The 15308-nt window shown below is 73.1% G+C and carries 13 protein-coding genes and 1 tRNA gene; 9 read left to right on the top strand and 5 right to left on the bottom strand.

The genetic code is table 11. The features are described from left to right. Positions 1 to 77 precede the first annotated feature (77 nt). The 6 genes from MUN78_RS09275 (at position 78) to MUN78_RS09300 (ending at position 6882) form a co-directional block, all read left to right on the top strand. Positions 78 to 1016, top strand: coding sequence for an ABC transporter ATP-binding protein (locus tag MUN78_RS09275; RefSeq protein ID WP_244725968.1), 939 nt, complete (start codon positions 78 to 80; stop codon positions 1014 to 1016). Next, on the top strand, positions 1013 to 2041 hold the full coding sequence (locus MUN78_RS09280) for an aliphatic sulfonate ABC transporter substrate-binding protein (RefSeq protein ID WP_244725969.1): 1029 nt from the start codon (positions 1013 to 1015) through the stop codon (positions 2039 to 2041). The genes MUN78_RS09275 and MUN78_RS09280 overlap by 4 nt, the downstream gene beginning before the upstream one ends. Then, positions 2038 to 2886 carry an ABC transporter permease gene (locus tag MUN78_RS09285; protein WP_244725971.1) on the top strand — a complete coding sequence of 283 codons (849 nt, stop codon included), beginning with the start codon at positions 2038 to 2040 and terminating at the stop codon, positions 2884 to 2886. Before MUN78_RS09280 ends, MUN78_RS09285 begins: the two co-directional genes overlap by 4 nt. Continuing rightward, a complete protein-coding gene (acs, locus tag MUN78_RS09290; protein ID WP_429952173.1) occupies positions 2883 to 4907 on the top strand; it encodes an acetate--CoA ligase in 2025 nt (674 codons plus the stop codon). Before MUN78_RS09285 ends, acs begins: the two co-directional genes overlap by 4 nt. Then, entirely contained in the window at positions 4904 to 6238 is a 1335-nt protein-coding gene (locus tag MUN78_RS09295; RefSeq protein WP_244725975.1) for an O-acetylhomoserine aminocarboxypropyltransferase/cysteine synthase family protein, read from the top strand. The genes acs and MUN78_RS09295 overlap by 4 nt, the downstream gene beginning before the upstream one ends. A 200-nt stretch (positions 6239 to 6438) precedes the next feature. After that, positions 6439 to 6882 (top strand): CoA-binding protein, encoded by a 444-nt coding sequence (locus tag MUN78_RS09300; protein ID WP_244730056.1) that lies wholly within the window; start codon positions 6439 to 6441, stop codon positions 6880 to 6882. Positions 6883 to 7216: 334 nt separating this feature from the next. Here the strand turns inward: MUN78_RS09300 and MUN78_RS09305 are convergent, their stop codons facing one another. After that, entirely contained in the window at positions 7217 to 7879 is a 663-nt protein-coding gene (locus MUN78_RS09305) for a phosphosulfolactate phosphohydrolase (protein ID WP_244725977.1), read from the bottom strand. Between the two features lie 307 nt (positions 7880 to 8186). Between MUN78_RS09305 and msrB the strand changes: the two genes are divergently transcribed. After that, on the top strand, positions 8187 to 8624 hold the full coding sequence (msrB, locus tag MUN78_RS09310; protein WP_244725978.1) for a peptide-methionine (R)-S-oxide reductase MsrB: 438 nt from the start codon (positions 8187 to 8189) through the stop codon (positions 8622 to 8624). A 234-nt stretch (positions 8625 to 8858) separates the two neighbouring features. Next, positions 8859 to 10304, top strand: coding sequence for an LLM class flavin-dependent oxidoreductase (locus MUN78_RS09315; RefSeq protein ID WP_255821004.1), 1446 nt, complete (start codon positions 8859 to 8861; stop codon positions 10302 to 10304). 297 nt (positions 10305 to 10601) lie between these two features. Here MUN78_RS09315 and MUN78_RS09320 read toward each other — a convergent pair whose 3' ends face one another. The 3 genes from MUN78_RS09320 to MUN78_RS09330 form a co-directional block, all read right to left on the bottom strand. Continuing rightward, positions 10602 to 11927 carry a hypothetical protein gene (locus MUN78_RS09320; protein WP_244725980.1) on the bottom strand — a complete coding sequence of 442 codons (1326 nt, stop codon included), beginning with the start codon at positions 11925 to 11927 and terminating at the stop codon, positions 10602 to 10604. A gap of 328 nt (positions 11928 to 12255) precedes the next feature. Beyond that, a tRNA-Gln gene (locus tag MUN78_RS09325) sits at positions 12256 to 12330 on the bottom strand. 120 nt (positions 12331 to 12450) lie between these two features. After that, the gene (locus tag MUN78_RS09330; RefSeq protein ID WP_244725982.1) at positions 12451 to 13392 is read right to left on the bottom strand and encodes a hypothetical protein; all 942 of its coding nucleotides are present in this window, start codon (positions 13390 to 13392) and stop codon (positions 12451 to 12453) included. A gap of 154 nt (positions 13393 to 13546) precedes the next feature. Here MUN78_RS09330 and MUN78_RS09335 point away from each other — a divergent pair, with 154 nt between their 5' ends. After that, positions 13547 to 14434, top strand: coding sequence for a hypothetical protein (locus MUN78_RS09335; RefSeq protein WP_244725984.1), 888 nt, complete (start codon positions 13547 to 13549; stop codon positions 14432 to 14434). On the opposite strand, the gene MUN78_RS09340 is transcribed toward MUN78_RS09335, so the two are convergent. After that, the gene (locus tag MUN78_RS09340; protein WP_244689378.1) at positions 14334 to 15296 is read right to left on the bottom strand and encodes a Ppx/GppA phosphatase family protein; all 963 of its coding nucleotides are present in this window, start codon (positions 15294 to 15296) and stop codon (positions 14334 to 14336) included. The genes MUN78_RS09335 and MUN78_RS09340 overlap by 101 nt on opposite strands. Positions 15297 to 15308: the final 12 nt, after the last annotated feature.

Below are 15308 nucleotides of genomic sequence, written 5' to 3' on the forward strand. Positions count from 1 at the left end.
GCCGCCGCGGCCCGATTGCGTCGGAGTGTTACGAGCCGCCTTCGCGATCCGGCCGGCGTTCGGCATGCTTGGTCACTATGCCCGAACCCGTCGCCCCCGCCGCGACCGCCCCCGCGGGACGGGTGCGGCTGCGCGGCGTCGAACGCACCTTCCCGACGACGGACGGGGCGCGCACCGTGCTGCGCGACGTCTCCCTCGACGTCGAGGCGGGCGAGATCATCGCGGTCGTCGGCCCGTCCGGCTGCGGCAAGTCGACGCTGCTGCGCCTCATCGGTGGGCTCGACGCCCCCACGGCGGGCGCGATCGCGCTCGATGACGAGGAGGTGCGCGCCCACGACGACACCACGGCGATCGCCTTCCAGGAGCCTCGGCTCCTGCCCTGGCGCACCATCGCGCAGAACGTCGCCATCGGCCTGCCCCGCGGCACCCGCGGCCGCGCCGCGAAGGAGCGCGTGGCCGAGCTCCTCGAGCTCGTCGGCCTCAGCCATGCCGCGGAGCAGCGGCCCCGCGAGGTCTCCGGCGGCATGGCGCAGCGCGCTTCGCTCGCCCGAGCCCTCGCCCGCAGCCCCCGTGTGCTGCTCCTCGACGAGCCCTTCGGCGCCCTCGACGCGCTCACGCGGCTGAAGATGCACGACCTGCTGCTCGACATCCACCGCGCCCAGCCGACCACCGTGGTGCTCGTCACGCACGACGTCGAGGAGGCGCTCTACCTCGCGGACCACGTGCTCCTCCTGCGCAATCTCCACGCCGCGCAGGCCGAGCCCGAGCGCCCGCGCGCCCGCGTCGTCGCTCTCGGCTCGACCTCGGGCATGGGCGCGCTGGGACCCGCGCGCACCCCCGATCCGGTGCCCGCGGCAGCCGATCTCGAGCCGCGTCGCTCCGGTTCCATCGCGCGCCTCGTGCCCGTCCCCGGATCCCGCCCGCGCGACCGCGGCGCGCGCAGCTTCACCGACCTCCGCAGCGCCCTGCTCGACGGGCTGGGCGTGCACAAGCTCACGACACAGGAGAACGCATGAGCACCCTCACCCGACGCACCGTCCCCGCCCTCGCCGCCGCGGGCCTGATCGCGCTCAGCCTGACCGGCTGCGTGCAGGGCGAGAACTCCGGGGGCGATGCCCCCGAGGCCGCCTCCGGGGAGTGGTCGACGACCACGCTGTCCATCGACTGGGCGACCTACAACCCGCTCAGCCTCGTCGTCAAGGATCAGGGCCTCATCGAGGAGGTCCTCGGCGACTCCGTCGAGGTCGAGTGGCTGCAGTCCGCCGGCAGCAACAAGGCGAACGAGCTGCTGCGCTCGGGCTCCATCGACGTCGGCTCGACCGCGGGCTCCGCGGCGCTCTTCGCCCGCGCGAACGGCTCGCCCATCCAGGTGATCGACGTCTACTCCCAGCCGGAGTGGTCCGCGATCGTGGTCGGCCCCGACAGCGGCATCACCGACGTGGCCGAGCTCGCGGGCCAGTCCGTCGCCGCGACGAAGGGCACCGACCCCTACTTCTTCCTGCTGCAGGCGCTCGAGGAGGCAGGCCTCAGCGTCGACGACGTCGAGGTGCAGAACGTGCAGCACGCGGACGGCCGCGCGCTGCTCGACGGCGGCTCGGTCGCCGCGTGGGCCGGGCTCGACCCGATCATGGCCGCCGCCGAGGTCGAGTCGGACGACCAGCTCGTCTACCGCAACGTCGACTTCAACACCTACGGCTTCCTGAACGCCACCGAGGAGTTCATCACGGAGCACGCCGACGTCGCGCAGGTCGTCGTCGACGCCTACGAGGAGGCCCGCGCGTGGGCGCTCGCCCACCCGGAGGAGACTGCGCAGCTCCTCGCCGACGCGGCGTCGATCGACCTCGAGGTCGCGCAGACCGTCATCGACGAGCGCTCCAACCTCGACGTCTCCGGCGTCCCCGGCGACGCGCAGCTCGCCGTGCTCGAGACCATCTCGCCGATCATCGCGGAGTCGGGCGACGTCGCGGGCGGGCAGGACGCCCTCGACGAGGCCATCGCGACGATCGTGCACGACGAGTTCGCGCTCAAGGCGACCGAATGACCGATGGCACGACGGCGGTCGCGCGCCCGGACGCTCCGGCGGCCGGGCGCGCGGCCGAGCGTTCGGGAGGCGCGCCGCGCCCCCCGTTCTTCGCGCGCGGCTGGGTGAGGATCGCGGGAGGCTTCGTCGTCCCGCTCGTCATCCTCGCGGCGTGGCAGTACGTCACGGCGACCGGGATCATGCCGCCCTACCGCCTGCCCAGCCCCTGGTCGGTGGTCGAGGCCGGCATCGAGCTCGCGCAGCGCGGCGAGCTGTGGCTGCACATCGCGATCTCGGTGCAGCGCGTCTTCATCGGCTTCCTGGCCGGCACCGCCGTCGCGCTCGTCTTCGCCGCGCTCGTCGGCCTGTCGCGGGCGGGCGCCGTGCTGCTCGCCCCGATGCTCGTCGCCATCCGCGCCGTGCCGTCGCTCGCGTGGGTGCCGCTGCTCATCCTGTGGTTCCAGGTCGGCGAGGAGTCGAAGATCATCCTCATCGCGATCGGCGCCTTCTTCCCCGTGTACACGACCGTGGCCGACGCGCTCCGCCACGTCGACCCGCAGCTCGTGGAGGCCGGGCGCACCTTCGGGCTGCGCGGCTGGTCCCTCTTCCGCACGGTGCAGCTGCCCGCCGTGGTCCCCTCCGTCGTCTCGGGCCTCAGGCTCGCGCTCGCCCAGGCCTGGCTCTTCCTCGTCGCCGCCGAGCTCATCGCCGCCTCCATGGGCCTCGGCTGGATGCTCAACGACTCGCAGCAGACCGGCCGCGTCGACCGGATCCTGCTCGCCATCGTGCTGCTCGCTCTGCTCGGCACCATCACCAACGCGATCCTCGTGCTCTTCGAGCGCGCCGTGCTGAAGAGGTGGATGTGAACGGCGCGAGCGAGGCGCGCCTGCACGAGACCCGCGTCTTCCCGCCGCCCGCCGCCTTCGCCGCCCGAGCGAACGTCGATGCCTCGGCCTATGCGGAGGCCGAAGCCGATCCGATCGCCTTCTGGGAGCGGCAGGCCGCCCGCCTCGACTGGGCGGAGCCCTGGCGCACCGCGCACACCTGGTCCCCGCCGGTGACGGGCCCGTCGGGGCTCAGCGTGCCCGAGGCGACGTGGTTCGCGGGCGGCCGCCTCAACGCCGCGGTCAACTGCGTCGACCGGCACGTGGACGCGGGCCGGGGCGAACAGGTCGCGCTGTTCTTCGAGGGCGAGCCCGGCGACCGCGAGGCCGTGAGCTACGCCGAGCTGCAGCGCCGCGTGTCCCGCGCCGCGCACGGCCTGACCGCGCTCGGCGTCGAGCCGGGCGACCGCGTCGTCGTCTACCTCCCCGTGCTCGTCGAGACCATCGTGATCGCCCTCGCCTGCGCGCGGATCGGCGCCGCGCACTCCCTCGTCTTCGGCGGCTTCTCCGCCGAGGCCGTGCGCTTCCGGCTCCAGGACACGGGCGCGAAGCTGCTCGTCACGAGCGACGGCCAGTTCCGCCGCGGCCGCGCGGTCGAGGTGAAGTCGACCGCCGACGAGGCGGCTCGGGGTCTGCCCGCGCTCGAGCACGTGCTCGTCGTGCGTCGGACGGGCCAGGACGTGCCGTGGACGCCGGGCCGCGACGTGTGGTGGCACGACGCCGTCGACGCGCAGCCCGACACCCACGAGGCGCGCGCCTTCGACGCCGAGCACCCGCTCTTCATCATCTACACCTCCGGCACCACGGGGAAGCCGAAGGGGCTCGTGCACACGACCGGCGGCTATCTCACGCACGCGAGCTACGCGCACTGGGCGCACTTCGACGCGAAGCCCGGGGATGTCCACTGGTGCACGGCCGACCTCGCCTGGGTCACCGCCCACAGCTACGAGATCTACGGCCCGCTCACCAACGGCCTCACCCAGGTCATCTACGAGGGCACGCCCGACGCCCCGCACCGCGAGCGGCACCTCGAGATCATCGCGCGCTACGGGGTCACCGTCTACTACACGGCGCCGACCCTCATCCGCACCTTCATGACCTGGTTCGGCGACGCCCTGCCCGGAGCCGGAACGCCCGAGGGCCACGACCTCTCCTCGATCCGCCTGCTCGGCACGGTCGGCGAGGCGATCAACCCGGAGGCCTGGGTGTGGTTCCGCCGCAACTTCGGACGCGACGAGACCCCGGTCGTCGACACCTGGTGGCAGTCGGAGACCGGTGCGGCGATGATCGCACCGCTGCCCGGGGTCACCGCGGTGAAGCCCGGCTCGGCGACGGTCGCGCTGCCCGGCATCGACATGGCCGTCGTCGACGAGACGGGCGATCCCGTCGCGCCCGGCCGCGCCGGCACCCTCGTGGCCCGCAGGCCCTGGCCGGGCATGGCCCGCACCGTGTGGGGCGATCCCGAGCGCTACCGCGATGCCTACTGGGCCCCGTACGCGGGGCGCGGGCCGCACGGCGGCTACTACGTGGCGGGCGACGGCGCGACGATCGACGCCGACGGCTGCTTCTGGATCCTCGGCCGACTCGACGACGTGGTGAACGTCTCCGGCCACCGCCTCTCGACCATCGAGATCGAGTCATCGCTCGTCGCCCATCCGGCGGTCGGCGAGGCCGGGGTGACCGGGGTGGCGCACCCCGTGACCGGTCAGGCCGTCGCCGCCTTCGTGGTCGACGGCGCCGCGGGCGTCGCGGATCACGACGAGCTCCGCGCCCGGGTGGCCCGCGATATCGGGCCGATCGCGAAGCCCGCGATCATCGTCCGCGTGCCCGAACTCCCGAAGACTCGCTCGGGCAAGATCCTCCGGCGGCTGCTCGCGCAGCTGTGGCAGGGCGATACGCTCGGAGACACCACCAGCCTGCAGAACCCCTGGGCCGTCGACGGCGTGCGCGACGCCGTGCGCCTGGCCCGATCCCCGCACGTTCCAGCGAAGGAGCTCACATGAGCGATCACCGTTTCGGGTTCCGCACCCGGGCCCTCCACGCGGGGGGCACCCCCGACGCGAGCACCGGCGCGCGCGCCGTGCCCATCTACCAGACGACCTCCTTCGTGTTCGACGACGCGAAGGACGCCGCGAACCTCTTCGCCCTGCAGAAGTACGGCAACATCTACTCGCGCATCGGCAACCCGACGGTCGCGGCGCTCGAGGAGCGCATCGCCTCCCTCGAGGGCGGGATCGGGGCCGTCGCGACCGCGAGCGGCATGTCCGCCGAGTTCATCACCTTCGCGGCGCTCGTGGGCCACGGCGACCACATCGTCGCCTCAGCGCAGCTGTACGGCGGCACGGTGACGCAGCTCGACGTCACGCTGCGCCGCTTCGGCGTCGACACGAGCTTCGTCGCGAGCGCCGACCCCGAGGAGTTCCGGAAGGCGATCCGCGCGAACACGAAGGTGCTCTACGTCGAGGCGATCGGCAACCCGGGCGGTGAGATCGCCGACCTCGAGGGGCTCGCGGCCGTCGCGCACGAGGCGGGCATCCCGCTCGTCGTCGACGCGACGCTCGCGACGCCCTACCTCCTGCGCCCCATCGAGCACGGCGCCGACATCGTCATCCACTCCGTCACGAAATTCCTCGGCGGCCACGGCACCACCCTCGGCGGCATCGTGGTCGAGGCCGGGACGTTCGACTGGGGCAACGGCAAGTTCCCCGCGATGACCGAGCCGGTCGACTCCTACGGCGGCATCAGGTGGTGGGACAACTTCGGCGAGTACGGCTTCCTCACGAAGCTCCGCAGCGAGCAGCTGCGCGACATCGGGCCGTCGCTCAGCCCCCAGGCGGCCTTCAACCTGCTGCAGGGCGTCGAGACGCTGCCGCAGCGCATCGACGCGCACGTCGCGAACGCGCGCCTCGTCGCCGAGTGGCTCGCGAGCGATCCGCGCGTGTCCTTCGTCACCTGGGCCGGTCTCGACGGCCACCCGCACCAGGACCGGGCGCAGAAGTACTTCCCGCTCGGCCCCGGATCGGTGTTCGCCTTCGGCGTGAGGCCCTCCGGCGACTTCGCCTCGGAGGCGGAGCGGCTGCAGGCCGCCCGCAGCACGGGCGAGAAGCTCATCGAATCCCTGCAGCTCGCGAGCCACCTGGCGAACATCGGGGACGCGCGCACCCTCGTCATCCATCCCGGCTCGACCACGCACCAGCAGCTCACCCCCGAGCAGCTGGAGGCGGCCGGCGTGCCGGCCGACCTCATCCGCATCTCGGTGGGCATCGAGGACCCGGAGGACATCATCTGGGATCTGGATCAGGCCCTCACCCTCGCGACAGGAGCACAGCGATGAGCGACGCCACGACCCCCGATCCGGCACCCGCCGGATCCGCCTGCGCCCTCCCCGGCGCGGCCCCCTCCGATCCCGCAGCGGCTCATGCCGCGGGGGCCCCTGCCGCGGGTTCGAATGCCGCGGGAGCCCCTGTCCTCGCCGGGTCGGGTGCCGCCGCGGTCCGCCGCTGGCAGGGACCGAGCGCCGCCGAGCGCCTCGGGATCCTCGGCCGCGCGTCATCCATCGCGATCGTGGGCGCGTCGAGCAATCCGGCGCGCGCGAGCTATTTCGTCGGCACCTATCTGCTGTCGAGCTCGCCCTACCAGGTGTACTTCGTGAACCCGCGGGCCGACGAGATCCTCGGACGGCGGGCGTACGCCTCCCTCGCGGATCTCCCCGTGGTGCCCGACATCGTCGATGTGTTCCGCCGGGACGAGGATCTCCCCGACGTCGCCCGCGAGGCCGTCGCGGTCGGCGCGAAGGCGCTGTGGCTGCAGCTCGGATCCTGGAACGAGGAGGCCGCTGCCATCGCCGAGGAGGGCGGCCTCGATGTGGTGATGGATCGCTGCGTGAAGATCGAGCACGCCCGCTTCCACGGCGGGCTGCACCTCGCCGGCTTCGACACGGGCGTCATCTCCTCGAAGCGGCAGGTCGTCGCCCGCTGAGGCCCGCGCCGGCGCCGGCCCGAGCGGGGCACTGCGGGGACGCGGCTGTGAGCTGGTCGCGCGCGTGCTCGCGCGACCAGCGCGGCCTCAGGTGCGTCGGCATGGAGACCCGAGCTCTGCTCGGGCTCGGACTCGGTCAACCTCGGGCTCGGGATCGGCTCGACTCTGGCTCGATCCCGGTCGACCTCGGGATCGGGCTCGGCTCAACTCGGTTTCGGTCGCCCTCGGTCTCGGTCGCCCTCGGTCTCGGTCGCCCTCGGTCTCGGTCGCCCTCGGGACCGGGCGCGGGCTCGGGTTCGGGTTCGGGCTCGGGCTCGGGCGAGTCGGCAACCGCTCAGGCGACGCGGTGGGCGTCGTCGTCCGCGTCGAGCGCCGCAGCCGCATGCACCGCGTCCCGGCCGTCGGCGGCGGCGAGCGCGAGCCCCGCGGCACTCGCGGAGACCAGGTGCTTCAGCGCCCGCGTGAGCGGCCGGAATCCCTCGGTCGCGACGGCGAGGTCGGGCGAGGTGTGGTCGATCCCGAGCGCCGAGAGCGCGTCGCCGATCGCCCCGGCGGCGAGGTAGTCCTCGACGGCGAAACCGCCGGCGACGGCAGCGGTGTCGCGCGCAGCAGCGCCGCCGCCGGTGCCGGTGCCGGTGCCGGTGCCGGTGCGCTCATCCGGCTCGCCCACGAGCACGAGGTTGATCGCGGTGCGCCCGCCGCGGGCGAGCTGCTCCGCGTAGACGGCGCGGGCCGTCGCCGTCGCGTTCCGCAGTGAGGCCCGGAAGACCGCCGGAGCGTGCGGCGACGCGGCGGCGCGGCGCGCGAGGCTGTCCGCGGCGCTGGTCGGCGCGGCGCCGTCCGTCTCGGCGGCCGGGCCCGCATCGCCCGCGGCGGCAGCCGATCCGACCGGATCCTCGATCGCATCCACGACGACCACGATCCCGGACTCCGCGAGCCGCTCGAGCGCCGCGCTCCCCCAGCCGAGTCGCACCTGATAGCTGGCCTGGGAGCGCATGTCCGTCATCCTTCCAGGATAGAGGAGCCCCGCCCGCGCCGCGCCCGCTTCCGCGTCCTCTGGCCTTCTCCCGGACCCATCGACCCACCTCCCGGGCCCTTCGATCCACCACCCGCGCGCTCGTTCTCCCCCTCCCCCGCACCACTTCCCCCGTGTCCCCTGCTGCGGCCCTTCGGAATTCACTCGAAACGGGCGTGTTCTCCGCGATTCCCCCGGTTCGCGTGAACTCCGAGGGCGCAGCGTGCACGGATCCACGCTGCGGGCGAACCCGAGGGCGCCGGGCGCCCCGACGGCGTAGAATCGCAGCATGGCATACGACGTCTCGAAGTCCGAAGAGGAATGGCGCGCGGAGCTCGGCGCGGAGCAGTACGAGGTGCTGCGCAACGCGGGCACGGAGCGCGCGTGGACGGGTGAGCTGCTCGATGAGGATCGCGCCGGCTTCTACACCTGCGCCGGCTGCGGCAACGAGCTCTTCGTGAGCGGCACCAAGTTCGACTCGCACTGCGGCTGGCCGAGCTTCTACGAGTCGGTGCGGCCCGACGCGGTGGAACTGCTCGAGGACACTTCGCACGGCATGGTGCGCACGGAGGTCCGCTGCGCACGCTGCGGCGGACACCTCGGCCACGTATTCCCCGACGGCTTCGGCACGCCCACCGGCAACCGCTACTGCATGAACTCGCTCTCGCTGAACTTCACCCCGGCGGAGTCCGAGGCGGGCGACGGATCCGAGACCCCCGCCTCCTGATCCGCGCAGGCACGCCGTCCGCGCTCCCGAGCGCGGTCGGCGTGCGCGGACGCGGTTCGCCGTCGCTCACGGCAGGCCCGCGCGCGGGCGTCGCGTCGTACCGTCCGATCCCGCGCGTCACGCGGCGCAACACTGGCGCCCCGGCGGTGACGGCGGACCGCGCTCCGAGTACCTTCGGTGACGTCGGTCCTCGCGCCCCGCGGACTCCGACGTCGAGTTCGAAGGAGCGTCCCCGTGTCCGCAGCAGCGCAGCCCCCGCAGCACATCAGGCTCAACGCCTTCGATATGAACTGCGTCGCCCATCAGAGCTCGGGACTGTGGCGGCACCCCGATGACCGGTCCTGGAACTACAAGGACATCGGGTACTGGACGGAGCTCGCGCGCATCGCGGAGCGGGGGCTCTTCGACAGCATCTTCATCGCCGACGTGCTCGGCACCTACGACGTCTACGGCGGCGACGACGTCGCCGCGATCCGCAACGGCGCGCAGGTCCCCGTCAACGACCCGGTGCAGCTCGCCGCGGTGATGGCCGCCGTGACCGAGCACGTGGGGTTCGGGATCACGGCGGGCACGGCGTTCGAGCATCCGGTGCCCTTCGCCCGGCGGCTCTCCACCCTCGACCATCTCACGAGGGGCCGCGTCGGCTGGAACGTCGTGACGGGCTACCTGCCGTCGGCCGCGCGGAACCTCGGCCAGGCGGACCAGCTCGAGCACGACCAGCGCTACGACCACGCCGACGAGTACCTCGAGGTCGTCTACAAGCTGCTCGAGGGCTCGTGGGAGGATGACGCGGTCGTCCGGGATCGCGAGCGCGGGGTGTTCGCCGAGCCCGACAAGGTGCACCACATCGGCCACCGGGGGACGCACTTCACCGTGCCGGGGATCCACCTCTCCGAGCCCTCCCCGCAACGCACGCCGCTCGTCTTCCAGGCCGGGGCCTCGCCCCGTGGCATCGCATTCGCGGCGCGCCACGCCGAGGCCGTCTTCATCGCCGCGCCCACGAACGCGGTCGCCAAGCGCAGCGTCGACGCGATCCGCGCCGCCCTCGTGGACGCCGGCCGCTCCCCCGACGCGGCCAAGATCTACCTGCTGCTCACGGTGATCGTCGACGAGACCGACGAGCTCGCGCGGCGCAAGCACGAGGACTACCTCTCCTACGTGAGCCCCGAGGGCGCGCTCACCTTCCTCTCGGGGTGGATGGGTGTCGACCTGTCCCGCTACGAGCTCGACGAGCCGCTCGGCAACGTGCAGAGCAACGCGATCCAGTCGACCGTGGCCGCGTTCCAGGAGGAGAACGACGAGGGGCGGGTCTGGACGATCCGCGACATGGTGGAGCGCAACGGCATCGCGGGCCTCGGGGCGACGGTCGTCGGCTCCGCCGCGACGGTGGCCGACGAGATGCAGCGGATCGTGGCGGAGACCGGTGTCGACGGCTTCAACCTCGCGTACGCGATCACCCCCGGAACCTTCGAGGACGTCGTCGAGCACGTCGTCCCCGAACTGCAGCGTCGTGGCGTCTACCCGACCGAGTACGCGCCCGGCACGCTGCGCGACCGGCTCTTCGGCGCCGGCGATCGGCTTCCGGAGGATCACCGGGGTGCGCGGTACCGGGTCGGCGGACCGCTCTCGACGATCGACGACTCGATCCGGAACACCCCCGCGGTGGCCGTCGCCGGGTGATCCGACGCCGCATCGCGCGGCTCGGGCCCTGCGCGCTCCGCTCCGTTCGGTGCTCGTCCCCTCCCCTCCTCGCTTCACCGACCCCGCTCGCACGTCAGGAATCGCGACTTGAGAGCCCGGCAAGTCGCGACGAGTGACGTGCGAGCGGACGGGGGAAGACGGGGTGGCCGAGAGGGACGACGCGGGCGGGGAAGACAGGGTGGCCGAGAGGGACGGCGAGGACGGGGAGGACGGGACGAGCTCGCCGCCGCCGGCCGAGGCGCTCGCGAGGCGTGCTCGGTGCGGGCGTCGCGAGGCTCAGCGCCCGGCGGCCCACTCGGGGTCGACGGCGATCGCGTGGACGTGCAGATCGCGCTTCGGGAAGTCGATGTCGTCGATATCGATCTCGACGCGCCACTCGCCCGTTCCGACGTCGGCGCTCACGATCGCGAGGCCCAGGAGCTTGTCGTAGGACGGTCCCTTGCTCGGGTTGACGAACTCGTCCTCCTCGGCCACGCCGAAGACACGACCGCCGCTCGCCGCGAGCACTCCGTCGTCGCTCCCGACGACGAGCTCGTAGTCGTCGATGAAGCCGCCGAGTTCGGCCGCCGGCACCGCCTCGGCCACGACGGGCTCCCGGTGCGCAGTTGATCCCTCCGGGGCGGTCGCGACACGGTGTGCGCCGCGGTTCTCGGGCACCGGGATCGACCAGAGCCGCCAGTCCGCGGACCAGTAGAGGCGGCCGTCGTGGACGAACGCGGTCCCGGGGAACGTGTCGATCAGGCCATCGGGGTAGCGGATCAGGATCTCCTCCGCTCCCGTGGCCGCGCGATCCCACACCCGGAGCCGCTCCTCGGATCGCGCGCCGTCGGAGATCTCGTCGAGCCCGTACACCCGCTCGCCGTCGCACTCGAGGGTGCCGACCCCGTCGAAGACGCCGAGCCCGGTGAGCTCGGGGGACTCGCGGGTGACGCTCCGCACGCCATCCTCGCTCACCGTCACGGCCTCGCCGTCGCAGCTCGCGAGCGCGGCGCCCCCGTACCCCGCGGACACCGATTCCAGGCTCCGCCGTTCGGCGTCGACGAAGGCCAGCACATCCCCACCGATCGTCGATCCCGTACGCACGAGGAAGCCATCGTCGGTGGTGAGGCGCGCGTGTTCGAAGAGGGCGCCATCGGTCGCGGGCAACGGGAGCTCCGTCAGTCCGCTCTCGCCGATCAGATACTCCTTCGTCGGCCCCCCGGTGCTCATCCCGGCCTCCGACCACGCGATACGCGAGTTCTCGAAGCCGCGCTCCTCGAGCTGGACCGAGCGGGTCTCGCCGGCCTCGTTCACGAGCACGAGGTAGGAGGTGTCGCGGGCGTCGAGCCGCAGGGCGACGACGGCGTCCTCGATCCCGAAGCCCTCGGAGATGGGCGGCGCCTTGAGGAAGCGGATGCCCGCGGGGATCCCGAAGAAGACCGCCCAGACGCCGAGCAGCACCGCGAGGACGGCTGCCCAGCTGCGCAGCGCGCCGGACTTCGTCGACGATGCGGGTGCCGACGAGGCCCGGTCCTGCGAGCCCGACGCCCGCGCCGATGACGCCCGGCCCGAAGACCCCGACGTCCGGGTGCGGCGCGTCGGTCCGGAGGAAGTGCTGCCCATGCTTCGATCCTTCCACGGATGCGGCTCCCGCTGCAGCGACCGGGCAGCCGCTCAGGACTCCCCACGCGTCTGCACCGACGCGTTCACGAACGCCTGCGCGGACACCGGGCTGCGCGGGCACCGGGCTGCGCGGCGGCCGGGCGATCCGGGGGCGACGAGGCGATCCAGGGGCGACGAGGGCTCAGGGCAACGGGGCTCAGAATGACAGGGGGCGGGATCCGACGACGACCCGGCGACCCGATCGCGGCCGCCCGCCCGGCAGTGCCGACTGCCGACGGCCGGACATGCGAAAGCCCCGACCCTCCGGTGAGGCATCGGGGCTCCGACGTGGCTGGGATACCAGGACTCGAACCTAGAATGACGGTACCAGAAACCGTAGTGTTGCCAATTACACCATATCCCACTGGTGATCCCGCGGCCTCCGAAGAGCGCGGCACCGAGAGATCACTCTACCGCGGATCGCGGAGGAACTCAAAACGACGCGACGCTCGCGGCGGCCCGGGCGCGTCCTCCCCGCGCCCCGCTACATGCTCCCTCCGGGGGACTGCGCCTCGTAGCGCGCGGTGTGCGGATCGAACTCCGGAACGCACTCGGGGTCGAGCTCGATATGCACCTCGCGGGGCTCCGGCGGGGCGCCGGCCGGTGACCCCACGAAGACGAGCAGGCGAGTCCCCGGCATCGGGACACGGAAGGACGCCGCGTGCAGGGTCGCCGCGATGCGCTGCTCCCCCGCGTCATCCCGATAGCGGATCGGGATCTCGCCGCGGCCGCGCCAGCGACCGGGATCCGGCAGCGCCGAGACCTCCCCCGCGTACATCGCGCCGTGCGCGCGCAGGCGCAGGATCCGCGCCGCGCCGCGTCGTGCGGCTCGGAGCGCGCCCGGCACGGTCGCCGCGACGATCCCGGCCGCGAGCGCGAGCGCCGCGGCGAAGCCGAGCAGCACCGGGTTCGGCATCGCCTCCGACCCCTCGGGCATCGTCTCCTCCGGCATCGATCCCGGGTTCGCGCCGGCACCCGCGCCGAGGCCCGCGCCGGCGAGCACGCCGGCGCTCCACGGCAGCAGCGCGTTCACGGCGCAGCCGATCCCGAGTCCGAGCAGGACGCCCGCGAGCCCCAGCGCACCGGCGATGCCGCCCCGGCCGTAGCGGGCTGCGCCGAGGAACATCATGCCGAACGGCACGCAGCCCGCGGCGAGCGCCGCGGGGATCGCGAGGGCGAGCCACCAGTAGCCCCAGGGCTTGGCGCTCGAGACGAGCGCGGCGATACCCACGACGGCGAGCGCCGCGCAGCACGCGACGACGCATGCCGCCACGACGAAGTCCCAGACGCGGAGATTGCTGGCGAACTCCGGCCGGAGACGGGTGACGCGGGGGCCGTGCTCCACGGTCGAGAAGACCGGCCCGCTCTCCCACCAGTCGATCGTCTCTCGGGTCTCCCGCGATGCTCTCCCGCTATGCTCGTCCATGGTGCCCCCTTGACGCGCACTCTATACCGGGCCGGCGACGCGCGTCACGGGGACGGCGCCGGAACAGCATTCCCGAGCGACGCAACCGCGCGACTCCCGCGCCGCGGAGATCCGCGCCCGGCGCCGACCGGAGCCCGAGACGGAGAACGCCAGCATGCCCGACCGCCCGAAGCCGACCGTCCTGCTGCGCAGCCGCCACGCCACGGCGTTCCCCGATCCGAGCCGCGAGCGGCTCTCCGTCGACCGGCCCGATCCCGAGGTGCTCGAGCGCGTCGAGGACGCGCAGCTCTGGGCACCCCGCGACGACCGCTTCGCCCGCCTCCCCGAGATCATCGGCGCGATGCCGGCGCTCCGCTCGCTGAGCATCGGCGCGGGCAGCGCCGAGCCGTCGCTCATCACCCGGGCCGAGCCCGGCGGGTTCCCGGAGACGCTCGAGGAGCTCCGCCTCCTCGAGGAATCCGGCCGGATCCTGGTCTGGCCCGAGCTCGCGCTCCCCCGCCTGCGCTCCCTCACGGTGCTCGGCAGGCTCCGCGTCGATCCCGACATGCTCCCGAACCTCGAGCATCTCGCCGTCGTCCCCGACTGCGCGCTCCGCGATCTGCCGCAGCTGCTGCGGCTCCCGCTGCGCGGCCTCGAGCTCCTGCGGCTCCCCGTGGGCGGCGAGATCTTCGAGGCACTCGCCGGACGACCGCTGGAGCGGCTCGCGCTCGTCTCCGGCACGAAGCTCGCGAGCCTCGACGGCATCGCCGCGCTCCCCGGGCTCGCCTCGTTGCGACTGAAGAATCTCTCGGGGCTCGCGGACATCTCGGCGCTGCGCGCCCTCGCGGAGCTCACCCGGCTCGACATCCAGTACTGCCGGCGCACCACCGGCCGGACGAGCTGCGCGCGGGGTCGCATCGTCACCGGGCGGGCTCGGCGCGAGGACGCGCCCGCCGGTCCCCTCAGCGCGCCGCGCGCCGCACCGGTTCGGCGCCGCGGCCGTCGAGCGCGTCGATGTAGCGCAGCACGATCCCCTCGCGGAGCGCCCACGGCGAGATCGTGAGCGTGTCGACGCCGAACACCTTCATCGCCGTACGCAGCACGATCGCCCCGGCCATGATCTGGTAGCCGCGCTCGGGGGTGATGCCCGGGAGGTACTCGCGCACGCTGCCCGGCATCTCGCGCAGCGACGGCTCCCACTCGCGCAGGCCGACGTAGTGGAGCTGGGCGAGATCGCCCGTGATCGGGTCGGGCGGTCCGCCGACGAGCCGGGCGAGGGATCGGATCGTCTTCGAGGTGCCGACGACGCGCGTGGGGCGCGGGCGATCCGCGAAGATCTCGTCGCGCACGCGCGTGAACTCGGCGCGGGCGTGGGCGCGCAGGCGGGAGACGGCCTCCCGCGGGGGCGGATCCTCGGCGAGGAAGTTGATGGTCGAACGCCCGGCCCCGAGCGGCAGCGACACCTGCACATCGGGGTACTCATCGGCGCCCTGGGCGATCTCGAAGGAGCCGCCGCCGATGTCGAACAGCAGGATCTCCCCCGCCGACCAGCCGAGCCAGCGCCGCACGGCGAGCATCGTGATCCGCGCCTCGTCCTCGCCGGAGAGCACGCGCAGCACGACGCCCGTCTCGCGGGTCACGCGGGCGAGGACCTCCTCGCCGTTCGCGGCCTCCCGGATCGCGCTCGTGGCCGTGGAGATGAGGTCGTCGACGCCCACCTCGCGCGCCGCCTCCGCCGACTCGCGGACCGCGTCGACGATGCGGCGCACGCCCTCCTCGGCGATCGCGCCATCGGCGTCGAGATAGCGCATGAGCCGCAGCACCGAGCGCTGCGAGTGGTACGGCACGGGGCTCGCGCCCGGGTGCGCGTCCACGACCAGCAGGTGGACGGTGTTGGATCCGACGTCGATCACTCCGAGACGCATGGGGAGAGTCTA

The organism is Leucobacter allii (assembly GCF_022919155.1).
Taxonomy (GTDB): Bacteria; Actinomycetota; Actinomycetes; order Actinomycetales; family Microbacteriaceae; genus Leucobacter; species Leucobacter allii.